This is a genomic window from Streptomyces niger, assembly GCF_000718305.1.
Taxonomy (GTDB): domain Bacteria; phylum Actinomycetota; class Actinomycetes; order Streptomycetales; family Streptomycetaceae; genus Streptomyces; species Streptomyces niger.
This window is the reverse complement of record NZ_JOFQ01000008.1, coordinates 221,130-243,028: the sequence shown is the minus strand read 5'-3', so window position 1 is coordinate 243,028 and position 21,899 is coordinate 221,130. Positions and strand designations below refer to the sequence as shown.

Below are 21,899 nucleotides of genomic sequence, written 5' to 3'. Positions count from 1 at the left end.
GCCTGCGGGAATTCGACATCCTCGGCGGCCGAGGTTTCATCAGCTTCCTCGCCGTACCCCGTCACGAGTGCATCTACATCTGCAACATCACCTGATACGGCTGAAACCCCACCTCTCTGAGGCGGATCGGCCGTCACGTCCACTCGGCGTCCACCGTCTTCGTGTCGATGTGCATGCCGAGCGGTACGCGCCAGGCGGCTACGCAGATCTTCCAGGTGCGGGTCTTCGTTTCGCCCGCGGGGATCGGTGTCGGTAGGGCGCGGGTGGATTTTCGGGTGGACCAGTCGATGCCGAGGCCGCCGATGATGTGGGTGTGGAAGGTGAGGGTGCCTTCGCGTACCGGTCGGCCGCCGGTGTTGCGGAGGTCGAGGGTGACCTTCTCGCACCAGCGGGTGTCGGTGTCGGCCAGGTCGGGGGGCGAGAGGTGGAGCACGGCGGGGGAGGACGGCGGCGGGTCCGAGGGGGTGGGGTCGTCGCTCGGGGGGCCGTTGTCGGGCGGGGCGTTGTGGTCCGCCGGGGAGCCGGAGTCGTCGGGGTCGTCGGCGTGGCCGGCGGGGGGCTGCTGGGGGCTCTCCGAGGCGTCGGACGTACTTGTGCCGTCGGGCCCGCCCGGCCGGTTGCTGCCGTCGGGACCGCCCGGCCCCTTGGTGCCGTCGGGACCGGTGTCTCCGGCGGACGGGGGCCGGTTGGCGCCGCCAGGGGACGGCTTGCCGGGGTGCGAGGTGCCTGGGCCGGGTTCATGGCCGTGGCCGTCCAGCGGGGTCAGGGTGACGTCCGCCGTGGGGGGCGCCGGCTTCACGGGGGACCGGTCGCCTGCCGGGCCCGTTGCGACGTAGCCCTGGTCGGTCTCGCCGTCCGGGGCCGCCAGGAGGGCAGCGCCCAGTAACAGCAACACACCCGTTGACGCGCCAACTGTCGTCCGTCGCATGGCGCCAGTGTGGCTGACGGGCCGTCAGGTGTGAAGGTGGCGGCACGCAGGTGTACGCGCCGGAATGCGTGCGTGGGCGCGTACGCGGGCGTGCCGATGCCCCGGGCCGGGGCGGGTCCCTGCTGCCCGGGGGGCTTCGCGTCGTCAGTCCGTGGTCAGGCCGTCACGGAGTTGGGCGAGGGTGCGGGTGAGGAGGCGGGAGACGTGCATCTGGGAGATGCCGACCTCTTCGCCGATCTGCGACTGGGTCATGTTCGCGAAGAAGCGGAGCATGATGATCTGGCGCTCCCGCGGGGGGAGTTTGGCCAGCAGCGGCTTCAGGGACTCGCGGTACTCGACGCCCTCCAGTGCGCTGTCCTCGTAGCCGAGGCGGTCCGCGAGGGAGCCCTCGGTGCCGTCGTCCTCGGGGGAGGGGGAGTCGAGGGACGAGGCCGTGTAGGCGTTGCCGACCGCGAGGCCGTCGACCACGTCCTCCTCGGTGACGCCCAGGCAGGCGGCCAACTCGGCGACGGTGGGGGAGCGGTCGAGCTTCTGGGCCAGCTCGTCGCTGGCCTTCGTGAGGGCCAGCCGCAGCTCCTGGAGGCGGCGCGGGACCCGCACCGACCAGGACGTGTCGCGGAAGAAGCGCTTGATCTCGCCGACGACGGTGGGCATGGCGAACGTCGGGAATTCGACGCCGCGTTCGCAGTCGAACCGGTCGATCGCCTTGATCAGGCCGATCGTGCCGACCTGGACGATGTCCTCCATCGGTTCGTTGCGGCTGCGGAAGCGGGCAGCGGCGTAACGCACCAGCGGGAGGTTCAGCTCGATGAGTGTGTCGCGGACGTACGTACGCTCCACGCTGTCCTTGTCGAGCGTGGCCAGCCGCAGGAAGAGGGAGCGGGAGAGCGTACGGGTGTTGAGGGCGTCGTCATGCACGTCGTCGTCGTGCACATGCGGTGCTGGTGCGGGGAGCACCTTGGAGCTGCCCAGTTCTACGGACATGCCACCCCCTTGAGGTCGCGGTCGGGTCGCCGGTGCGTCTCCTGCGCCCCATACGGAGCGAAGAGTTCAGCCTCCACCTGAATACCGGAGGCGGCGCCACGGCAAACGCGGTTCCTGCAGAATGTCACATGTCGGCAACACGCTGTAGCGCCAAGTCGACATATCCCTGCAGGAAGGAGTGGTGCTGCCGGGGTGCCCGTACCTCGACCTGATTAGGCGTCGATCCTGTTTGCGGATCTCAGGCGGGCGAAACTCCGGGAGAGCAGCCGGGAGACGTGCATCTGGGAAACGCCCAGCTCCGCGCTGATCTGGGACTGCGTCAGGTTGCTGTAGTAGCGCAGCAGGAGGATGCGCTGCTCGCGTTCGGGCAACTGTACGAGGAGGTGGCGGACCAGGTCGCGGTGTTCGACGCCGGCCAGCTCCGGGTCCTCGTAGCCGAGGCGGTCCAGCAGGCCCGGCAGGCCGTCGCCTTCCTGCGCGGCTTCGAGGGACGTGGCGTGGTACGAGCGGCCGGCCTCCAGGCACGCCAGTACCTCCTCCTCGCCGATCTTCAGGCGCTCGGCGATCTCCGCGGTGGTGGGGGACCTGCCGTGCAGCACGGTCAGGTCCTCGGTGGCGCCGTTCACCTGTACCCACAGCTCGTGCAGGCGGCGCGGTACGTGGACGGTGCGGACGTTGTCCCGGAAGTACCGCTTGATCTCGCCGACGACGGTCGGCATGGCGAAGGTGGGGAACTGTACGCCGCGGTCCGGGTCGAAGCGGTCGATCGCGTTGATGAGGCCGATCGTGCCGACCTGGACCACGTCCTCCATGGGTTCGTTGCGGCTGCGGAAGCGCGCGGCCGCGTAACGGACCAGGGGGAGGTTCGCCTCGATCAGCGCGTCCCGCACCCGGGCGTGCTCGGGTGTGCCCGGCTCCAGGCCGGCGAGCTCGGCGAAGAGGACTTGCGTGAGCGCCCGGGTGTCCGCACTCCTGCTCTGGCGGGATGGCGCCTTCGGCGCAGTACGGGCCGTCACGATTCACGCCTCCCCTTCACAGGACTGGGCTTTGTGTCGGACTGGGTTCTGTCGAAGCGGACTTATTCGACCAAAGCGGTCATAGCATCACAAGACATGTGCAGTGTGTGCAAGCACCGCATAACGCCGTGTTGAGCGGCAGTTGATGCGGCGCGGCGCAGGTGGGGGCGGCGGGGAGCGGGCCGCGGGGGCCGGCGGCGGGCGGTACGGCGGCGCCGGGGAGCGGCTTTCCGGGGGCGCGGGAAGGGGCGGGACATGAAGAAACCCCTCGCCGGTGGGGGCGAGGGGCGCTGTCGGCCCGCGGCGGGCCGGGGCGGCGCGACCGGGGCACGGCCCGGCGGCACCGCGGTCCGGACGGGGCCGGACCGGTGGCTCAGATCTCGTAGTCGGCGATCACCCAGGTGGCGAACTCCGCCCACTGGCGGACGCCCGCCTGGTGGGCGGGGTGCTCCAGGTAGCGCGTCAGGGCTTCCTTGTCGGCGACGGCCGAGTTGATCGCGAAGTCGTACGCGATCGGGCGGTCGGTGACGTTCCAGCCGCACTCCCAGAACTCCAGGTCGGGGATGAGGTCACCGAGCTCCTGGAACGCCTTCACGCCGGCCGCGACGCGCGGCTCGTCGCGCTCGACGCCCTCGTTGAGCTTGAACAGGACCAGGTGGCGGATCATGGGCGGGCCTCCGTGAGTGCATACGTACGGGCGTGCGGGCCCGCTGGATCGTTTCTGCCGGCCTGGCGGACGGGCGCCCGGGGCTACGGGCGGACGGGACGGCCCGAGGGGCTCTGCCGGGCGGCTACTGGATCAGCGAGGTCATGAACTGGCCGACGCCCTGGGCGGCGTCCGAAATGCCCTCGAACCCTATCTGGACGAGATCGGCGGCCCGGGTGGGGGACGTGACGATCGTGTACAGGACGAAGACGACGACCACATAGAGCGCGATCTTCTTCGTTTCCACCATTCGTCCCTGTCTCCCCTACGGCCTTGACGGGCTCCCGCCCGGTGCGGTCGGGCGAGTTTAACCACACCGGCCCCGTGGAAGCAGCCGTGCTTCGTTCACACCGGCCCCATGGAGACAGCCGTGCTCCGCCCGCCCCGGCTCCACCGGAACCGCTCAGGGGCGACGGCCCCGGGGACGAAAGTCCCTGTGATCGGGGCCGTTCGGCGGGCCGTCCGGCCGGGGCGCGGCCGCAGGCTGGATGGTGCGCCCGACGGATCTGGCAGGAGTCCGCGGGCGGGGCCGGGCCCCTCTGCGGGGTCCGCACCGTGCTCCTCCCGGCTGCGGTGCGGGCCATGAGGCCCGGATACGACGAAGGGCCCGACTCGGCTGAGTCGGGCCCTTCGTGCGAGCGGTAGCGGTGGGATTTGAACCCACGGAGGAGTTGCCCCCTCACGCGCTTTCGAGGCGCGCTCCTTCGGCCGCTCGGACACGCTACCGAGGCAGAGCCTAGCCCATGAGGGGCCGTGCACCGAAATCGGTTCCGGGAGGTGAGGGCGCAGCCCCGGGATATCGCGGTCGACAGGACACGGCCGGTGACCTCAGCGGGCGCGGAAGAAGTCCGTCAGGAGCGCCGCGCAGTCCTCGGCCAGGACGTCGGTGATCACTTCAGGGCGGTGGTTGAGGCGTCGGTCACGTACGACGTCCCAGAGGGAGCCGGCCGCGCCCGCCTTCTCGTCGCGGGCGCCGTAGACCACCCGGTCGACCCGGGACAGCACGATCGCGCCCGCGCACATCGTGCAGGGTTCGAGCGTGACCACGAGGGTGCAGCCGGTCAGCCGCCAGTCGGTGGCCCGGCGTACGGCCCCGTCGCCCTTCCCCGCGCCGTCGTCCTTCCTTGCCCCGTCTTCCTCCCCGGTCCCGCCGTCCTCCCTCGCAGCGGCCGCCTGCGCCTCCTCCTGGAGCGTGCGGGCCGCCGCCCTGAGGGCGAGCACCTCGGCGTGGGCAGTCGGGTCGCCGGTGGCCTCCCGGGCGTTGTGACCCGTACCGATCACTCGCCCGTTCGGGAGCAGCACAACGGCGCCCACCGGGACGTCTCCAGTCCCGGGGGCGAGCGCGGCCTCCGCCAGGGCCTGCCGCATGGGCGCGGCCCACGGGTCGCGCAACGGATCGGGTACGGGGGCCGCCGGGGCCGGAGCGGGCTGTGCGTCGGTCATGCCAACAGTGTCGGCGACGCAGCGGTACCTGGAGACCGGCTGAGGCGGCCCTGCGGCGGGCGGACGGGGAGCGGCCGGGTGCGCCGCTCCCCGTCCGTCACCGCACCGCCTCCAGTACGTCCGTGCAGCCCAGCGCGTCGGCGATCTCGCCCAACGCGTCTCCGTTGCTGTCGAAGGTCAGCAGATCCTTGCCGGTGACGCCGAGGTCGTCGAGGAGGTCGACGTCGCCGAGCGGCCCGGCCGGCAACCGGTCGTCGGCCTCGGCCTCCGTCTCGTCCACGGCGCCCTCGGGCTCACCGTCTTCCGTACCGTCCAGATTGGTCAGATCGTCGAGGTCCTCCGAGGCTTCCTCTTCGCGGCCGATCAGCTCGTCGGTCAGCATCGCGCCGTACGAGCTGCGGGAAGCGGCGGTGGCGTCCGACACGAAGACGCGCGGGTCGTCCTCGCCGTCCACCCGGACGACGCCGAACCACGCGCCCTCCTGCTCGATGAACGCCACCACCGTGTCGTCGTCGACCGCCGCCTGCCGGGCCAGGTCGGCCAGGTCGGCAAGCGTCTCCACATTGTCGAGCTCTGTATCGCTCGCTTCCCACCCGTCTTCGGTGCGCGCGAGCAGTGCGGCGAAGTACACCGTGACTCTCCCACTGGTCAGAGGCGTATCCGGGCCGGACGAGGCGGACGCGCATGCGCCCGGAGTCCCCGCCCCATCGGAATCGTGGCAGAAACAACGCGTTCGCGCGGGGTCTTCGACGCTGCGTCGTGCCCGGGTTCTGCGAGATCCGGTCCGTACGGGGGCCGGATGGGTGCCGTACCGGGGCCGAATCCGCCCCCTGACGGCCGAGTGGGGCCGTCTTCGGGGTGACGCACACGGCGCCCGAATGGTGGCGGGTAAACGGCCCATATGTGGCGCGTAGGGGGCGCTGCGGTGTCGTGCGCGGGGCCTTGTCGTGACGCGTACGGGGTGCCGGCGCGGCGGCCCGGGCGGCGCGGCCCCGCGCCGTTGCGCTACCAGCGGAACGTGCGCATGCGCATCGCCTGCCGCATCCGGGCGGCGCGGGCGCGCCGGGGCTGGACGCGGTCGCGCAGCTCCTTGGCCTCGTTCAGCTCACGGAGGAACTGCGCCCGGCGCCGGCGGCGGGCCGCGTCCGGCTCGGCGTCCCCGCCGGCCGCCCGCGCGTCCATGGCCACCTTCTGTGCCGTGTCCTCGGGGCGCGGCGTCGAAGTGTCCGCCGGGTCCGTCGTCCCACCGGGCGGCCCGGCCTCCCGGCCGCTTCTGGCCCGCTCCGCCGGGCGATCGGGTCTGGTGGTGCCGTCCTCGCCCCGTGCCGCACCGCGCGCGGCGGCCGTACGGCCTTGAGCATTCGTACGACCTTGAGCGTTCGTGAGGCCTTGAGCAGTCGTACGCCCTTGGTGGTTCTGGCGAGTCTGACGGCTCTGCCGCGTGTCCTGGCGGCTCTGCCGTGTGTCCTGACGGTTCTGTCGTGCGTCCTGACGGTTCTTCTGGTCGGGCATGAGCGACACCGCCTCGGGCCGAGGTCCTCACCCGGAGGCCGGCCGGCGGTCCGGGCGTCTGTGCCCACTTTCCCCCGAAGTGCGGGGTTGATGCGAATCGATTGACGTTGGCCGAGGGACCGCGCGGGGTGGCCGGTCTCCGTACGGCCACCGGCTACGGCCACCGGCGGGCGCTCGGGGGCCCGGCCTCGGTTACTGTCGATGTCATGCGGATCCACGTCGTCGACCACCCGCTGGTGGCGCACAAACTCACCACTCTGCGCGACAAGCGCACCGATTCCCCCACGTTCCGGCGTCTCGCCGACGAGCTGGTCACCCTGCTCGCCTACGAGGCGACCCGCGATGTGCGCACCGAACAGGTCGACATCGAGACCCCGGTGACGGCGACCACCGGCGTCCGGCTCTCCCACCCCCGCCCGATGGTCGTACCGATCCTGCGGGCCGGTCTGGGCATGCTGGACGGCATGGTGCGGCTGCTGCCCACGGCCGAGGTCGGCTTCATGGGCATGGTCCGCAACGAGGAGACGTACGAGGCGCAGACGTACGCCACCCGTATGCCGGAGGACCTCTCCGGCCGGCAGATCTACGTCGTGGACCCGATGCTCGCCACCGGCGGCACGCTGGTCGCGGCGATCAAGGAACTGATCCAGCGCGGGGCCGACGACGTGACCGCGCTCTGCCTGCTCGCCGCGCCCGAGGGCGTGAAGGTCATGGAGCAGGAACTGGCCGGTACGCCGGTGACGCTGGTCACGGCCGCGGTCGACGAGCGGCTGAACGAGGACCGCTACATCGTCCCGGGCCTGGGCGACGCGGGCGACCGCATGTACGGGACGGCCGGCTGAGGCCGGGTTCCGGCCGGGCGTAGGCCCGACCCGGGCAGGACGAACGGGGCGGACGGTCGGCCAGGTCGACGGGGCGGACAGGCTGGACGAGAATGTCGGAGGCCGGACGGGCGTGTCGGAGGCTGGACGCGTACGTCGGAGACTCGGCGCCGCAGAGGTGCTCAGCAGCTCGGCGTGCCCGGCTTCTCCTTCGGCGGGGCGGTCAGCGCGGCGAGCGCGGCCTTGGCGTCCTTCTCCTTCGTCAGGGCCTTGAACTTGTCGCCGATGATCAGGTCGACCTCGCCGCCCTTGCGGCCGTCGGCCTTCCGCTGGACGCCGTCCAGCTGCGTGGCCAGCACCTTGAAGGAGCCGTCCGCCGCGGCCGGCGCGCCGAGCAGCAGCCCGACGCTCTTGGTCTTCTTGTCGTAGGCGGCCGGCGCGTTGCCCACCTCGCCGATCGTGAAGCCGCGCTTCTTGAGCGCGTCGGCGGTGTCCTTGGCGAGTCCGCTGCGGGTGGTCGCGTTGAGCACGTTGACCTTGATGGCCTTGGGCTCGGGCAGCGGCTCGGCCGTGCCGCGCGGCTTGCCGCCGTCCTGGCCCGGGGGGCACTTCGGTTTCTCCTGGGCGGCCTGCGCGGTGCCGCTCCGGCCGGTGAAGACGTCGATGAGCTGAACGGCGCCCCAGGCGCCGACGGCCAGCACGCAGGCGGAGGCCACGACTGCCACGGCGATCCTGCGGTCACGGCGGGGGCGACGCATCCGCGGATACCTGTCGCCCGTGATGCGGTACTTCTTACCGCCCATGCCGGACTTCTTACCGCCCATGCCGGGGGGTGTCAGCATGCTCATGTCCGCAGCGTAGTGCGGTCATGGCGCTCTGCCTATTAAATGATCTGTGCGTGGCGCGAGACCCGACCCGAAAGGGCCAATACCGGGCGCCACGGCTACTTTCCGTGAAGCTCGGGGCCAAGCGTGGCCCCGAGTTCCGGCGCGCGTCAGTCCAGTTCGAGGACGCGGGCGTGCAGTACCTGGCGTTGCTGGAGCGCCGCCCGTACCGCGCGGTGCAGCCCGTCCTCCAGGTACAGGTCGCCCTGCCACTTCACGACGTGTGCGAACAGGTCGCCGTAGAAGGTCGAGTCCTCCGCGAGCAGCGTCTCCAGGTCGAGTTGCTGCTTCGTGGTGACCAACTGGTCAAGCCGTACCGGGCGCGGGGCCACGTCCGCCCACTGGCGGGTGCTCTCCCGGCCGTGATCGGGGTACGGCCGCCCATTTCCGATGCGCTTGAAGATCACACGGAAAGCCTACCGGTCACCCGGCCTCGGGCGCAGCCATGTCGCACGGGTGGGAAGCGGGAGCAACCGGTGCAAGAGGAGCAATGCCCCCGGGGACACCCGAGTACGCCGGAGCGTTCCGCCGGGGCGGGCCCGGCGGAACGCGGCGGTACGGGGCGGTACGGGGCCCGGCCGGGGATCGGGGGCCGGTCCCCGGCCGGGAGTGTCACCGGCGAAGGGCGTCGGCCGGGAGCGTCACCTGAGAAGCGCTTCGGCCGGGAGTGTTACCGAGCAAGCGCGTCGGCCGGGAGCGTTACCAAAGGAGGGCGTCGGCCGGGTTGTCCTGCCAGTACGTCACCTTGGCGACGCCGGGCTGGATGAAGACCGGGCCGCCCTTGACGGTGACGGACTTCAGGGCGGTGTCGCGGTCCACGGCCACCTCGATCTTGCCGGTCTTGAAGCCCTTCTCCGACGAGTCGGCGGCGGAGAGCGTCAGGCCTGCGTAGGCCGACTCGCCGGGGGCGACGGTGACCACGGCCTGCGGCTCGGAGCCGTCGACGACCGGGGTGACCGCCTGCTGGTCCTTGTGGAGGCGCAGGAGCGGATAGGTCTCGGCGGAGAAGTCGCAGGTCTTCTTCGAGGTGTTGGTGGCCTTGATCAGGACGTGGTTGATCGGGCGGCTGACGGTGCCGGCCTCGAACTTCAGCGCCGACGCCGTGCAGGGCGCGATCTTGGAGGCGGCCGGCTGCGCGGCCTGCGCCAGCGCGGGGCCGGCGGTCGCGGCCAGCGCGCCGGCGGCGATGAGGGAGGCGACGGCGACCTTGACTGTCTTCTTCGACATGGTGGGTTCCCCCGTGAGTGGTGACTGCGATGACTGGTGGGTGGTGCAGCCGGCTGGTCCCTCCGGCACGACAACCACTCTGTCCGGGGACGCTATTGGTCCGCTAACGTCCGGCTAACGCCGCCTATCCACCCCCAAATGCAACGAATCCGGGCGGCCGTCGAACGGCCACCCGGCTCCGTACGGGGAACCGGCCGCGAGCCGTGCGGGCCGCGGCCGGTCCTCGGGAATCACTCGGGAATCACCTGAGGATCACATCGTGGAGACGTCGATGACGAAGCGGTAGCGGACGTCGCTCGCCTGCACCCGCCGGTAGGCGTCGTTGATCTCCTCGGCGGGGATCACCTCGATCTGCGCGCCGATGCCGTGCGCCGCGCAGAAGTCCAGCATCTCCTGGGTCTCGGGAATGCCGCCGATGGACGAACCGGCCATCGCCCGGTTGTTCTGGATCAGCGCGAAGGGCGACGTGCGGAGCGGCTGCTCGGGCGCGCCGACCTGGACCAGCGTGCCGTTCGTGCGGAGCAGGCCCAGGTACGCGCCCAGGTCCAGGTCGGCCGAGACGGTGTTGATGATCAGGTCGAAGCTGTTGGCCAGCTCCTCGAAGGTCGCCGGGTCGGAGGTGGCGCGGTAGTCGGAGGCGCCCAGCTTCAGGCCGTCCTCCTTCTTGCGCAGCGACTGGCTGAGGACGGTGACCTCGGCGCCCTTGGCGCGGGCGATCTGCACCGCCATGTGGCCCAGGCCGCCGAGCCCGACGACCGCGACCTTCTTGCCGGGGGCCGCGCCCCAGCGGGCGAGCGGCGAGTAGACGGTGATGCCGGCGCACAGCAGCGGCGCGGTCACGTCCAGCGCGATGCCCTCGGGGATGCGGACGGCGAAGTCCTCGGTGACCACGATGTGGGTGGAGTAGCCGCCGTAGGTGGGCTCGCCGTCGCGGCCGGTGGCGTTGTACGTCATCACGGGGCCGGTGCCGGTGCAGTGCTGCTCGAATCCGGCCTTGCAGTTGTCGCACTCCCGGCAGGAGTCGACCATGCAGCCGACGCCGACCCGGTCGCCCACCTGGTGGCGGGTGACCTCGGAGCCCACTGCGGCGACCACGCCGGCAATCTCGTGGCCCGGGACCATCGGGAAGATGCCCTCGCCCCAGCCGTTGTCGACCTGGTGGATGTCGGAGTGGCAGATCCCCGCGTACTTGATCTCGATGAGGATGTCGTGCGCGCCGAGCTCGCGGCGCGGGATGGTGGTGCGCTCCAGGGGTGCCTTGGGCGCGGGTGCTGCATACGCGGTGACAGAGGTGTGTGTCATGACATCGAGGATGCGTCCTGAGCGAAAGCGGAGCCAGGCCCCCCGTTTACGTACGAACGCCGTTGGTACCAACGCCAGTGACACCCTCGCCATACCGCCGTGACCTGCGGCTTCGCAGAGTTGTCCACAGGCCACCGCGCGTTGTCGTCAGGATGCGGATACTTGGCCGTATGGACCAGCGCACCGAGTTGAGCGAATTTCTGCGCACCCGCCGCGCCCGCCTGCAGCCCGAGGACGTCGGACTGCCGCGGCACGGCGGGCGGCGAAGGGTGCCGGGGCTGCGGCGGGAGGAGCTGGCGCAGCTGGCCGGCGTGAGCGTGGCGTACTACGTCCGCCTGGAGCAGGGCCACGGGCAGAACGTCTCCACCGCCGTCCTCGACGCGATATCCGGCGCGCTCCGGTTGAACGCCGCGGAGCGGGCGCACCTCAGTCACCTGGTCAAGCCGAAGGCCAAGCGGTCGCGCGGCGCCGGCCGCCCGCAGCAGGTGCGGCCCGCGCTGCAGCAGCTGCTGGACGCGATGGAGGGGATACCGGCGTACGTCGCGGGCCGCCGCCTGGACGTCATCGGGTGGAACCGCATGGCGTGCGCGCTGCTCGGTGACTACGCCGCGATGCCACCGGAGCAGCGGAACGTCGCCTGGCAGGTCTTCCTGGACCCGGCGTCCCGCGACTTCTACGTCGACTGGGAGCGCAAGGCCGCCGACATCGTGTCCTACCTGCGGCTGGACGCGGGCTGCCATCCCGACGACCCCAAGCTCGCCTCGCTGATCGGGGAGCTGTCGGTCAAGAGCGAGGAGTTCCGGCAGCTGTGGGCCACGCACGACGTGCAGGACAAGGGCTTCGGCGTGAAGCGGCTGCACCACTCGCTGGTCGGCCCGCTGACCCTGTCGTACGAGACGCTGCGGCTGCCCGCCGACCCGGACCAGCAGCTGGTCGTGTACCACGCGGAGCCCGGCTCGACGTCGGCCGAGTCGCTGCGGCTCCTGGGCAGCTGGGCGGCGGAGGGCCCCGCCGAGCGCGCCCCGGTGAGCAAGGACACCGTCGAGCGAGAGGACAGCCGGGGATAGCGAGAGGACAGCGGGGATAGAGTGGCCGGGCCGTGGTGTTCGGGAAGACCGGTGCAGACCTTCGGGTCCGAGTCCGGAGCGGCCCTCGCCACTGTGATCGGGGAGTATCCGACCCTTCCCGCGCGCCAGGCTTCCTCTGTGCGTGCGGGGGCCACTGTCCGCAGGGTGCGGGCGGGAAGGCCGGGCCGGGCGCGCCCTCCCGGACCCCTTAGCGGGGTGCGGGGGTTCCCCGTAAGCCAGGAGACCGGCCACGGCATCTCACGAACTGATCCACGAGGTGCTGGAGCGTGACGGCCGGATGACCGTGCCCACCCATACCCCCACGTCCCCCGTTCCGTCGGCGTTCCGCTGGCGGCGGCAGGACACCGTCCGCACGGCCGGCCTGCTGGCCGTCATAGCCGGGCTGCACGTCGTCGCCTTCGGCGTGCTCTTCCTGCTGGTGGTCCCGCACCACTACACGATCGGTAGCCAGGTCTACGGCGTGGGTCTCGGCGTCACCGCGTACACCCTCGGTATGCGGCACGCCTTCGACGCCGACCACATCGCCGCGATCGACAACACCACCCGCAAGTTGATGGCCGACGGGAAGCGGCCGGTGTCGGTGGGCTTCTGGTTCGCGCTGGGCCATTCCAGCGTGGTCGTCGTGCTGGCCGCGCTGGTGGTGGGCGGCGCGGCGATCGCGGGCGCGCTGCTGGACGACGGTTCCCGCACCCACCAGGTGCTCGGCACGGTCGGCACCACGGTCTCCGGCGGGTTCCTGTACCTCATCGCGGCCCTGAACCTCGTCGCGCTGGCCGGCATCTGGCGGGTCTTCCGGGCCATGCGCGCCGGGACGTACGACGAGGACGAGCTGGAGAAGCAGCTCGACTCGCGCGGCTTCATGAACCGCATCCTGGGCCGCTTCACCAAGTCGATCTCGCGCCCGGGCCAGATGTACCCGCTCGGCTTCCTCTTCGGTCTCGGCTTCGACACCGCGACCGAGGTCACGCTGATGGTGATGGCCGGCAGCGGGGCCGCCGCCGGCCTGCCCTGGTACGCGATCCTGTGCCTGCCGCTGCTCTTCGCGGCCGGCATGAGCCTGTTCGACACGCTGGACGGCACGTTCATGAACTTCGCGTACCAGTGGGCGTTCTCCAACCCGGTGCGCAAGGTCTACTACAACCTCACCATCACCGGGCTGTCGATCGTGGTGGCGTTCTTCATCGGCACGATCGAGCTGGTGAGCGTGTTGCACGACAAGCTCGGGCTGCGGGACGCGGTCACCGACTGGGTCTCCGGGCTGGACCTGGACAACGTCGGCTACCTCATCGTCGGCCTCTTCGTCGTCGTCTGGGCGGCGGCGATCGCCTACTGGCGGCTCTCCGGGATCGAGCAGCGCTGGACGGCCCGGGCGGCGGCCGCCCCCGAGAGCTGAGCCGCCCCGCGGGGCGGAAGTACCGGGGCCGGGGCCGTGTCCCGGCCCCGGCCGTCGCCTACTCGGCCCTCGCTCACTTGGCCGCTGCCGCCTTCTTCGCCGCCCGCTTCATCTCCTGCTTGTAGGCGCGGACCTCGGCGAGGGAGTCGGGGCCGGTGATGTCGGCCACCGAGCGGCGGGCGTCCGCCTCGCCGTACGGGCCCGCGGCCTCGCGCCAGCCCTCGGGCCGCACGCCGAACTGCTTGCCGAGCAGCGCCAGGAAGATCTGGGCCTTCTGCTTGCCGAATCCGGGCAGCTCGTTGAGGCGTTTCAGCAGCTCGGCGCCGGTGCCCGCGGTCCGCCAGACGGCTTCCGCCTCGCCGTCGTAGTGCGCGACGAGGTACTGGCACAGCTGCTGCACCCGCTTGGCCATGGACCGGGGGTAGCGGTGCACGGCCGGCTTGCGGGCCAGCAGCTCCTCGAACGCCTCCGGGTCCTGGGCGGCGATGGCGTGCGCGTCCAGGTCGTCGCCGTTCATCCGCCGGGCGATGGTGTACGGGCCGGTGAACGCCCACTCCATCGGCACCTGCTGGTCCAGCAACATGCCCACCAGCGCGGCGAGCGGGCTGCGGCCGAGCAGTTCGTCGGCTTCCTCCTGCTGTGCGACCCGCATCCTCACGTTCATGTATCGATGATCCCTTCCGACGGTCCGCCGCGCATATTCAGGCAAGCGTTCTCGTGCGACGATCCCGTGCATGCCGACACTGAGCGAACTGATCCCCGCCGGAGCCGTGCGGCTGGACGTGGCGGCGGGGGACTGGCGGGAGGCCGTACGGGTGGCCGGCGACCTGCTGGTCGCGACGGGTGCCAGCACCGGTGAGTACACCACGGAAATGATCGAGAACGTCGAGGAGAACGGGCCCTACATCGTCCTGGCGCCCGGCTTCGCCTTCGCGCACGCCCGCCCTTCGCCCGCGGTCCTGAAGACCGGCATGTCGTGGGTGCGGCTGGCCGAGCCGGTGGAGTTCGGGCACGAGGCCAACGACCCGGTGACCCTCGTCGTCGGGCTCGCGGCGCGGGACTCCGGTGCGCACACCGACGCGATGGCCGCGCTGGCCCGACTGCTGGCGGACCCGGAGAGCGAGCGGGCGCTGCGCGAGGCCGGGACGCCGGAAGCGGTGCACGCGGTGCTGGCGGGCCGGGACGCGCCGGAGCAGCAATCGGCCGGCGGCGGGGCCGTGCACAAGATCCTCACCGTCTGCGGCAACGGCCTGGGCACCAGCCTCTTCCTGAAGAACACCCTGGAGCAGGTGCTCGACCGCTGGGGCTGGTCCCGGTTCGTCACCGTCGAGGCGACCGACACCATCTCCGCGAAGGGCAAGGCCGGCGGGGCCGTCGCCATCCTCACCTCGGGCGAGATCGCCAGGACGCTCGGCGACGTCGGCGTCCCGGTGAAGGTCGTCGAAAACTTCACCAGTACGGGTGAGGTCGACCGCATCCTCCGCGACACCTACGACGTCCGGTAACGCGTACGACGTCCAGTAACGAAGGAAAGCACCATGGACTGGCTCGTATCGATCGCCAAGTTCCTCGTGAACGAGGTCCTCAGTCAGCCGGCGTACCTGGTCGGCCTGATCACGGCCACCGGTCTGATCGCCCTGAAGAAGACCGCCGGGCAGATCATCGGCGGCGCCATCAAGGCGACGCTGGGCTTCCTGCTGATCGGGGCGGGTGCCGACCTGGTCGTCACGGCCCTGGCCCCGCTGGGCCAGATGATCCAGGGCGCGACCGGCGCGCACGGCGTCATCCCGACCAACGAGGCGATCGTCGGCATCGCCCAGCAGCAGTTCGGTGCGCGGGTCGCCTGGCTGATGATCGTCGGCTTCGGCGTCAGCCTGCTGCTGGCCCGCTTCACGCCGCTGCGGTACGTCTTCCTCACCGGTCACCACATGCTGTTCATGGCGACCCTGCTGACCATGGTGCTGGCCACCGCCGGCCAGCCCTCCGCGGTCGTGGTGCTGGCCGGTGGCGTGCTGCTGGGCATCCTGCTCGTCTCGATGCCGGCCTTCGCGCACCCGTGGACCAAGCGCATCACCGGTGACAACACCATCGCCATCGGGCATTTCGGCACGGCCGGGTACGTCGCCGCCGGCGCGACCGGGCAGCTGGTCGGCAGGCGCAGCCGCAGTACGGAGGACATGAAGCTGCCCGAGGGGCTGCGTTTCCTGCGCGACTCGATGGTGGCCACCGCGCTGTCCATGGTGCTGATCTACGTGGTCCTGGCGATCCTCTTCCTGGCCGAGGCGGGCCGGGAGACCGCCTTCAAGGCGTTCGGCTCGGCCGGCGGCGTCACCGCCACCGGCGTCGGCAACTACCTGATGCAGTCCGTGATGCAGGGCCTGCAGTTCGGCATCGCCGTCGCGATCATCCTCTTCGGTGTGCGGACGATCCTGGGCGAGCTGGTCCCGGCGTTCCAGGGCATCGCCAAGAAGGTCGTGCCCGGCGCGGTGCCCTCGCTGGACGCGCCGATCGTCTTCCCGTACGCGCAGAACGCCGTCCTCGTCGGCTTCCTGTGCAGCTTCCTCGGCGGCCTGGTCAGCCTCGGGCTGCTGTCCGCGCTCTTCCACCCGTGGTTCGGGCTCGCGCTCGTCCTGCCGGGCCTGGTGCCGCACTTCTTCACCGGCGGCGCGGCCGGCGTCTACGGCAATGCGACGGGCGGCCGGCGCGGCGCGGCTCTCGGTGCGTTCGTCAACGGCGTCCTCATCACCTTCCTGCCGGCGCTGCTGCTGAAGGTGCTCGGCGCGTTCGGGGACGAGAACACCACCTTCGGCGACGCGGACTTCGGCTGGTTCGGCTCGCTGATCGGCAACGCGGCGAAGGCGGGCGGCGCGGGCGCCGTCGTGCTGATGCTGGCCATCGGCGGGCTGGTGCTGGCCGGCGCCGTGCTGGTGCAGAAGCGGGTGGTGGAGACCGGCTGGGACCCGGGCGCCCGCCGGGACGCCGTACTGCCCCGTGCCGCGGCGCCCGCGTCGGCCGCCCCGGCCGCCACGACGACGTCGTACGCGAAGATCGCCCCGCCGGCCGGCGCGCCCACCCCGCCCCCGCCGCCGGAGTCCGACTGACGGCACGGCCGGCGGGGAAGGGCCGGGGCGGCGTCAGCCCCTGGCGGGCTCCGGGGCCCGTTGGGGCATCGGGATCTCGAAGTGGACCGTCTCGACGCCCGGGCCGTGCTCGCCGGTCGCGCGGGCGTCGAAGACCTCCGTGGCCAGGCTGCGCCAGAACGCGCCGCTGCCCTCGACCCTGACGTTGGTGTGCAGGTAGATGCGGGCGTAGCCGGGGGTCGCGGCCACGAAGTCACAGGCGCGCCGCACCATCGTGCGGGCCAGTCCGTGGCGCCGGTGGGCCGGGTCGACGTAGACGCGGACGAGCTGGGCCGTGGAGCCGGACGGGTAGCGGTCGGCGAGCCAGCGGGGGTGCGGCGGATGGGCGGGGCCGGCCGACCGGATGCCGGTCGTGCCCACCACCTCGCCCCGGTGCACGGCGACGAGGAGCAGGTGGCGCGGGTCGTCGAGGTAGGTGGCGGGGATGTCGACGATGTCCTCGTGCCACCGCGGCACGTATCCGTAGTCGAACTCCCGGTAGAGCGTGTCGAGCATGACGCGGCGGGCGCCGGGCACGTCGGCGGGGGTGGCGGCCCGGATGGTGTAGCCGGGGGTGCCGGGGACGGCGGCGTGCGGGGTGACGGTGACAGTCATGGTGCTCCGTGCTTTCCGAGGATCAGGGCGTCGGCAGGCCGGGGCCGGTGCAGTGCACGTCGGCCGACGGTACGGTCCCGGCCGTCAGGTACGCGGCCGCCGCGCCGTCCACGCAGGCGTTGCCCCGGCTGGCGAACACCCCGTGGGAGTAGTCGTCGTGCAGGGTGACCAGCCGGGAGCCGGGCAGCCGCCGCTGCAGCGCGCGGGCGCCCGCGATCGGGGTGACGGGGTCGTGGTCGGAGGCGACCAGGAGGACGGGTGGCGCGGCGGGGCTGCCGAGCGCGGTGCGGTGGGCGGGGCGGTGGTGCCAGTACGCGCAGACCGGGGCCTCCATGCCGGTGAGTACCGGATGCGGGTCGAGCCGTCGCATCCGCCGCAGGTCGGCGATCACCCGGGCGGGCGTGGGTCCGGGCCCGTCCGCGCACTTGACGGTGCGGTTGGCGGCCTCGTACGTGCGTGACGCGGCGCCGTCGAAGGGATCGGCCGGGCGGAGCCCCGTGACCTTCCCGGTCCGCAGGTGGTCGCGGAGGCCGTCGGCGAGGCCCACCCAGCGTTCGGTGCGGCCGAGGGCCCGGTACACGGTGCGGTCGAACTCGGCGGCGCCGAAGCCGTCGACGGGGCGGGCGGCGAGGCCGTCGCGGACGCGCTGGTAGGCGGCGCGGACCTCGGCGGCGCTGCTGCCCAGGCCGAAGCGCTTGTCGTGCGCGGCGGTCCAGCCGAAGAACGTGTCGCGCTGGCGCAGCAGGGCCCGGCTCTGCCGGAGGTCGAAGTCGTACCAGTTCTCGGGCCCGACGACGCTGTCCAGCACCATGTGGCGTATGCGGTGCGGGAATCGGGCGGCGTAGGCGGCGCCGAGGTAGCTGCCGTAGGACACGCCGAGGTAGGAGATGCGCCGCTCGCCGAGGGCCGTCCGCAGCGCGTCCATGTCGCGGGCGGTCTCGGTGGTCGACAGGTGCGGGAGGGCGGTGCCCACGCCGGTGGCGCAGTCGTCGGCGGTGCGGCGGAGGGAGTCGAGGTAGCCGCGTTCGGCCGCGTGGTCCTTCGGTACCGGGTCCCGGCCCGGTGCGTCGAAGAGGCCGCCCATCGGGCCGCAGTCGGCGGGTGCGCTGTGGCCGGTGCCGCGCGGGTCGAAGCCGATCACGTCGTACGCACGCCGCACGCTCTCGGGCAGTTTGGCGCGTTTGGTGACGGCGTACGGGAGGCCGGAGCCGCCGGGGCCGCCCGGGTTCACCAGCAGGACGCCGCGCCGCTCCTCGGAGGTGCCGGAGGCCGGTACGCGCGAGACGGCGAGGCGTATGTGCCGGCCTTCGGGGTGGTCGTGGTCCAGCGGGACGCTCAGCTCGCCGCACTCGACGCGGTCGGGGGCCGGCGGGGCCGGCACGGAGTCGGGGCAGGCGCCGAAGTGCAGGGCGGGGGCCCGGGGCGCGGCGGCGTGCGCGGGGGAGGCGGGCAGCAGCGCGGCGGTGCCGGCGGCGAGGGCGCACAGCAGGCCGGAGCGGCGGACGACGGTGGTCACAGGTCTCGCATTCAGGGCAGTGGCGGGGCACCGAGCAACGGGTGACTTGAAAACGATTATCGTTTACAGTGTGGGGCGGTCAAGCCGGACGGCTCCGTCAGGACGCGTCCCGGCCACGGCCGACGACCGCAACACACCGCCGGAGAAGGGGAATCGTGGCTCATCTGCTGATGGTCGAGAGCTGGGTCGGAGCGATGAGCAGGCTGCTGCCGCGCGCGATCCGCGAGGGCGGGCACGAGTTCACCTTCCTCACCCGCGACCTGCACCACTACCTGCGCAACGCCCCCGAAGGCGCCGCCCATCCGCTGCTCGGCGCGCGCAACGTGCTGACCGCCGACACCAACGACCTGGACACGCTGCTGCCGTACGTGGCGCGGCTGCACGCCGCGCTCGGCTTCGACGCCGTGCTCACCTCCTGCGACTACTACCTGCCCACCGTCGGGCGGATCGCCGGCCACCTGGGCCTGCCGGGCCCGGCGCCCGAAGCGGTCGAGAACGCCTGCCGCAAGGACGCCACCCGCCGGGTGCTCGCGGACGCCGGACTGCCCCAGCCGCGGTTCGCGCTCTGCACCGACCGGTCCGAAGCGGCCGCCGCCGCGGCGGAGATCGGCTACCCGCTGGTCCTCAAGCCGGTGGACCTGTGCGCGGGGATGTTCGTCCGCGAGGTCGCGGACGAGGCGGAGCTGCAGCGCGCCTACCGCGCCGTCGAGGACTTCCCCGTCAACGCGCGCGGCCAGCGCCGGGCGCCCGTCGTCCTGCTCGAAGAGCTGCTCATCGGCCCCGAAGTCAGCGTCGAGACCGTGACGCACGGCGGCAGTACGCACGTCGTCGGGGTGACCGACAAGAGCGTGGGCGGCGCGCCCGCCTTCATCGAGACGGGCCACATGTTCCCCGCGGCGCTGCCCGCCGCCGACGCGGAGGCCGCGGCCGACACCGCCGTGCAGGCCCTCAAGGCGCTCGGCCTGGACGACGTCGTCGGGCACACCGAGATCAAGCTGACCCCCGACGGACCACGCGTCGTCGAGGTCAATCCGCGCCCCGCCGGCAACCGCATCACCGAGCTGATCCGCCACGTCACCGGCATCGACGTGGCCGCCGCCTGCGTGGACGTCGCGCTCGGCCGCCGGCCCGACCTGACCGTCCGCGACATCGGGCTGCGCAGCGCCGCCATCGGCTTCCTCGTACCGGAGAGCGCGGGCGTGCTCGCCGGCATCGACGGCGGCGACGCCGTGCGCGAGGCCGACGGCGTACTGGAACTCCAGCTCGCCGAGGCGGGCAAGGACGTCAAGGCGGCCGGCAGCAACAACGAGTACCTGGGGCACGTCATGGCCGGCGACCCGGACGGGCCGGGTGCCCGCGCCCGCGTCGAGGGGCTGCTGTCCGCCCTGCGCCCGCGGGTGGTGGGCCGATGAGCTCCTGTACCGCCGGCTCCTACGACGACCTGGTGGCCCGCGTCCTGGCGGGCGCATACGGCCCCGACCCGGCCGACCTGCGGATCTCCGTCGCCTTCAGCACGCGGCAGGCCGTACGCCACGCCGGCCGCAGCGGCGGCTACCGCAACGAAGTGCTCAGCCTCCGGCTGGGCGCGGCGGTCGGCTCCTGCGCGGTGGAACCCGGCGCGCTGACCGACGCGGCCGTCGAGCGGTGCGTCGGCGCGGACGTCGCCGGGCTGCTGGCACACGAGCTGCTGCCCGTACGGATCGCGGCGCTGGACGCGTACCTGATGCACGTCCTGCCGCACGACACCGCGCCCGGCGCCCGGCCTCACCCGCTGCCCGCCGGCAGCTCGCTGGAGAAGTCCCGGGCCCGCGCGCGGGCCGTCGTGGAGCTGCTCGACGTACCGCCCGGCGCGCGGGTGCTGGTCGTCGGCGTCGTCAACTCGCTGCTGGAGGCGGTGCGCGAGCGCGGCCTGACGTACGTGCCGTGCGACCTCAAGGGCGGCACCACCGAGTGGGGCGAGCCGGTCGTCACCGACGCGCTCGCCGAACTCGACCGCTGCGACGCGGTGCTGGCGTCCGGCATGACGCTGGGCAACGGCACCTTCGAGGCGCTGCGCGCGCACGCCGCCGCGCACGGCACCCCGCTGGTGATGTTCGCGCAGACCGGCAGCGCCGTGCTGCCGCGGTTCCTCGGGGCCGGGGTGAGCGCGGTGTGCGCCGAGCCGTACCCGTTCTTCTGGCTGGACGGCGGGCCCGGCACCGTGCACCGTTACGCCGGTACCGCCGCCCTGCCGGACCGTGCCGCCGCCGGGGCCGCCGCATGACCACGGCCGTCCTGCGCGCCCGCGCCAACCCGCAGCTGCTCGGCCTGCTGGGCCGCTCCCCGCTCGCCCGGATCACCGCTGACCTGCCCTGCCCGCACCCCGGTTTCTGGGCCAAGCTCGAAGGGCTCGCGCCGGGCGGCATGAAGGCGCGGGCCGCCGTCGCCATGCTGCTGGGCGCCAGGGAACGCGGTGAACTCCTGCCCGGCGCACCGGTCGTGGAGTCCACCTCCGGCACGCTCGGCGTCGGCCTGGCCTTCGCCGGGCAGGCCCTCGGCCACCCCGTGGTACTGGTCGGGGACGCCGAACTGGAGCCGTCGATGCGCCAGTTGCTGCGGACGTACGGCGTCCGGCTGGAGCTGGTGGACCGCCCGGCGGCCGAGGGCGGCTGGCAGGCCGCGCGCCTCGCCAGGCTGCGGGCCCTGCGCGCCGAACTGCCCGACGCCTACTGGCCCGACCAGTACAACAACCCCGACAACGGCGCCGGTTACGCCTCGCTCGCCGCCGAGATCGCCGCCGACCTGGACCACCTCGACGTCCTGGTGTGCAGCGTCGGCACCGGCGGCCACAGCGGCGGCATCATCGGCCCGCTGCGGCGGCACTGGCCCGGGCTGCGGCTGATCGGCGTGGACGCCACCGGCTCCACGATCTTCGGGCAGCCCGCCCGGCCCCGCCTCATGCGCGGCCTCGGCAGCAGCATCCACCCGCGCAACGTCGCCTACGACGCGTTCGACGAGGTGCACTGGGTCGGCCCCGCCGAGTCCGCCGACGCCTGCCGCCGGCTGGCCGCGGGCAACTTCGTCAGCGGCGGCTGGAGCACCGGAGCCGTCGCCCTGGTCGCCGCCTGGGCGGCCCGCGTCCACCCCGGCGCGGTCGTCGCCACCGTCTTCCCCGACGGTCCGCAGCGGTACCTCGGCACCGTCTACGACGACGACTTCGCCGCCGCGCACGGACTCGACCTCGGCGCCGCCGCCACCCGCCCCGTCGAGATCCCGCACCCCCGGGCCGCCGAGGCCACCGGGTGGACGCGCTGCCGGACGGTCGCCGACCCGCTCGCCGCCCGCACCACCCCTTGAGAAGGAACC

At 72.4% G+C, this 21,899-nt stretch carries 23 protein-coding genes, 1 tRNA gene and 1 riboswitch; of the genes, 8 read left to right on the top strand and 16 right to left on the bottom strand.

All coding sequences use genetic code 11. The features are described 5' to 3' along the window. Window positions 1-133 precede the first annotated feature (133 nt). The 9 genes from IF20_RS17565 to IF20_RS39230 form a co-directional block, all read right to left on the bottom strand. Window positions 134-928: a hypothetical protein gene (locus tag IF20_RS17565; RefSeq protein WP_052866129.1), complete on the bottom strand. Its 795-nt coding sequence runs from the start codon at window positions 926-928 to the stop codon at window positions 134-136. A gap of 144 nt (window positions 929-1,072) precedes the next feature. Beyond that, window positions 1,073-1,912: an RNA polymerase sigma factor SigF gene (locus tag IF20_RS17560; RefSeq protein ID WP_052866128.1), complete on the bottom strand. Its 840-nt coding sequence runs from the start codon at window positions 1,910-1,912 to the stop codon at window positions 1,073-1,075. Between the two features lie 212 nt (window positions 1,913-2,124). Further along, window positions 2,125-2,928, bottom strand: coding sequence for an RNA polymerase sigma factor SigF (locus tag IF20_RS17555; RefSeq protein ID WP_030615628.1), 804 nt, complete (start codon window positions 2,926-2,928; stop codon window positions 2,125-2,127). A gap of 373 nt (window positions 2,929-3,301) precedes the next feature. Then, window positions 3,302-3,595, bottom strand: a complete 294-nt coding sequence (locus IF20_RS17550) for a Dabb family protein (RefSeq protein ID WP_052866127.1) — start codon at window positions 3,593-3,595, stop codon at window positions 3,302-3,304. A gap of 124 nt (window positions 3,596-3,719) precedes the next feature. Then, on the bottom strand, window positions 3,720-3,884 hold the full coding sequence (locus IF20_RS39235; RefSeq protein WP_181138704.1) for a hypothetical protein: 165 nt from the start codon (window positions 3,882-3,884) through the stop codon (window positions 3,720-3,722). Between the two features lie 389 nt (window positions 3,885-4,273). Continuing rightward, window positions 4,274-4,360: transfer RNA gene (locus tag IF20_RS17545), tRNA-Ser, on the bottom strand. A 102-nt stretch (window positions 4,361-4,462) separates the two neighbouring features. Then, window positions 4,463-5,077 (bottom strand): nucleoside deaminase, encoded by a 615-nt coding sequence (locus IF20_RS17540; protein WP_234426700.1) that lies wholly within the window; start codon window positions 5,075-5,077, stop codon window positions 4,463-4,465. A gap of 97 nt (window positions 5,078-5,174) precedes the next feature. Then, window positions 5,175-5,708, bottom strand: coding sequence for a tRNA adenosine deaminase-associated protein (locus IF20_RS17535; RefSeq protein ID WP_052866126.1), 534 nt, complete (start codon window positions 5,706-5,708; stop codon window positions 5,175-5,177). 374 nt (window positions 5,709-6,082) lie between these two features. Continuing rightward, window positions 6,083-6,259: a hypothetical protein gene (locus IF20_RS39230; RefSeq protein ID WP_199896658.1), complete on the bottom strand. Its 177-nt coding sequence runs from the start codon at window positions 6,257-6,259 to the stop codon at window positions 6,083-6,085. A 536-nt stretch (window positions 6,260-6,795) separates the two neighbouring features. Here IF20_RS39230 and upp point away from each other — a divergent pair. Continuing rightward, window positions 6,796-7,431, top strand: coding sequence for a uracil phosphoribosyltransferase (gene upp, locus IF20_RS17530; protein ID WP_052866436.1), 636 nt, complete (start codon window positions 6,796-6,798; stop codon window positions 7,429-7,431). Window positions 7,432-7,592: 161 nt separating this feature from the next. On the opposite strand, the gene IF20_RS17525 is transcribed toward upp, so the two are convergent. From IF20_RS17525 to IF20_RS17510, 4 genes are all read right to left on the bottom strand, one after another. Then, window positions 7,593-8,213, bottom strand: coding sequence for a LytR C-terminal domain-containing protein (locus IF20_RS17525; RefSeq protein ID WP_052866435.1), 621 nt, complete (start codon window positions 8,211-8,213; stop codon window positions 7,593-7,595). A 191-nt stretch (window positions 8,214-8,404) separates the two neighbouring features. After that, complete coding sequence (locus IF20_RS17520; protein ID WP_004943146.1) at window positions 8,405-8,701, bottom strand: type II toxin-antitoxin system VapB family antitoxin; 297 nt, start codon at window positions 8,699-8,701, stop codon at window positions 8,405-8,407. Window positions 8,702-8,993: 292 nt separating this feature from the next. Next, window positions 8,994-9,521, bottom strand: a complete 528-nt coding sequence (locus IF20_RS17515) for a DUF4232 domain-containing protein (protein WP_052866125.1) — start codon at window positions 9,519-9,521, stop codon at window positions 8,994-8,996. A 252-nt stretch (window positions 9,522-9,773) separates the two neighbouring features. After that, window positions 9,774-10,823 carry an NAD(P)-dependent alcohol dehydrogenase gene (locus tag IF20_RS17510; RefSeq protein WP_052866124.1) on the bottom strand — a complete coding sequence of 350 codons (1,050 nt, stop codon included), beginning with the start codon at window positions 10,821-10,823 and terminating at the stop codon, window positions 9,774-9,776. Window positions 10,824-10,993: 170 nt separating this feature from the next. Here IF20_RS17510 and IF20_RS17505 point away from each other — a divergent pair, with 170 nt between their 5' ends. Beyond that, complete coding sequence (locus IF20_RS17505) at window positions 10,994-11,890, top strand: helix-turn-helix domain-containing protein (RefSeq protein ID WP_110944261.1); 897 nt, start codon at window positions 10,994-10,996, stop codon at window positions 11,888-11,890. A 16-nt stretch (window positions 11,891-11,906) separates the two neighbouring features. Continuing rightward, window positions 11,907-12,157, top strand: a riboswitch (cobalamin riboswitch). A 31-nt stretch (window positions 12,158-12,188) separates the two neighbouring features. Continuing rightward, window positions 12,189-13,304 carry a Nickel transporter NicT gene (gene nicT / locus IF20_RS17500; protein WP_052866434.1) on the top strand — a complete coding sequence of 372 codons (1,116 nt, stop codon included), beginning with the start codon at window positions 12,189-12,191 and terminating at the stop codon, window positions 13,302-13,304. Between the two features lie 73 nt (window positions 13,305-13,377). On the opposite strand, the gene IF20_RS17495 is transcribed toward nicT, so the two are convergent. Further along, window positions 13,378-13,968 (bottom strand): HhH-GPD-type base excision DNA repair protein, encoded by a 591-nt coding sequence (locus IF20_RS17495; RefSeq protein WP_052866122.1) that lies wholly within the window; start codon window positions 13,966-13,968, stop codon window positions 13,378-13,380. Window positions 13,969-14,038: 70 nt separating this feature from the next. On the opposite strand from IF20_RS17495, the gene IF20_RS17490 reads away from it, so the two are divergent. Both IF20_RS17490 and IF20_RS17485 read left to right on the top strand, forming a co-directional pair. Continuing rightward, a complete protein-coding gene (locus IF20_RS17490; protein ID WP_052866121.1) occupies window positions 14,039-14,809 on the top strand; it encodes a PTS sugar transporter subunit IIA in 771 nt (256 codons plus the stop codon). Between the two features lie 33 nt (window positions 14,810-14,842). Then, window positions 14,843-16,405 carry a PTS ascorbate transporter subunit IIC gene (locus IF20_RS17485; protein WP_052866120.1) on the top strand — a complete coding sequence of 521 codons (1,563 nt, stop codon included), beginning with the start codon at window positions 14,843-14,845 and terminating at the stop codon, window positions 16,403-16,405. Window positions 16,406-16,438: 33 nt separating this feature from the next. On the opposite strand, the gene IF20_RS17480 is transcribed toward IF20_RS17485, so the two are convergent. After that, the gene (locus tag IF20_RS17480; protein WP_052866119.1) at window positions 16,439-17,038 is read right to left on the bottom strand and encodes a GNAT family N-acetyltransferase; all 600 of its coding nucleotides are present in this window, start codon (window positions 17,036-17,038) and stop codon (window positions 16,439-16,441) included. 22 nt (window positions 17,039-17,060) lie between these two features. Further along, complete coding sequence (locus IF20_RS17475; RefSeq protein ID WP_110944260.1) at window positions 17,061-18,554, bottom strand: alpha/beta fold hydrolase; 1,494 nt, start codon at window positions 18,552-18,554, stop codon at window positions 17,061-17,063. A gap of 155 nt (window positions 18,555-18,709) precedes the next feature. On the opposite strand from IF20_RS17475, the gene IF20_RS17470 reads away from it, so the two are divergent. Genes IF20_RS17470 through IF20_RS17460 form a run of 3 tightly spaced genes read left to right on the top strand, consistent with a single transcriptional unit; the run spans window position 18,710 to window position 21,890 of the window. Then, on the top strand, window positions 18,710-19,966 hold the full coding sequence (locus IF20_RS17470; RefSeq protein ID WP_199896638.1) for an ATP-grasp domain-containing protein: 1,257 nt from the start codon (window positions 18,710-18,712) through the stop codon (window positions 19,964-19,966). Continuing rightward, window positions 19,963-20,817 carry a Rossmann-like domain-containing protein gene (locus IF20_RS17465; RefSeq protein ID WP_052866118.1) on the top strand — a complete coding sequence of 285 codons (855 nt, stop codon included), beginning with the start codon at window positions 19,963-19,965 and terminating at the stop codon, window positions 20,815-20,817. Before IF20_RS17470 ends, IF20_RS17465 begins: the two co-directional genes overlap by 4 nt. Next, complete coding sequence (locus tag IF20_RS17460) at window positions 20,814-21,890, top strand: PLP-dependent cysteine synthase family protein (RefSeq protein ID WP_052866117.1); 1,077 nt, start codon at window positions 20,814-20,816, stop codon at window positions 21,888-21,890. Before IF20_RS17465 ends, IF20_RS17460 begins: the two co-directional genes overlap by 4 nt. Window positions 21,891-21,899 lie beyond the last annotated feature (9 nt).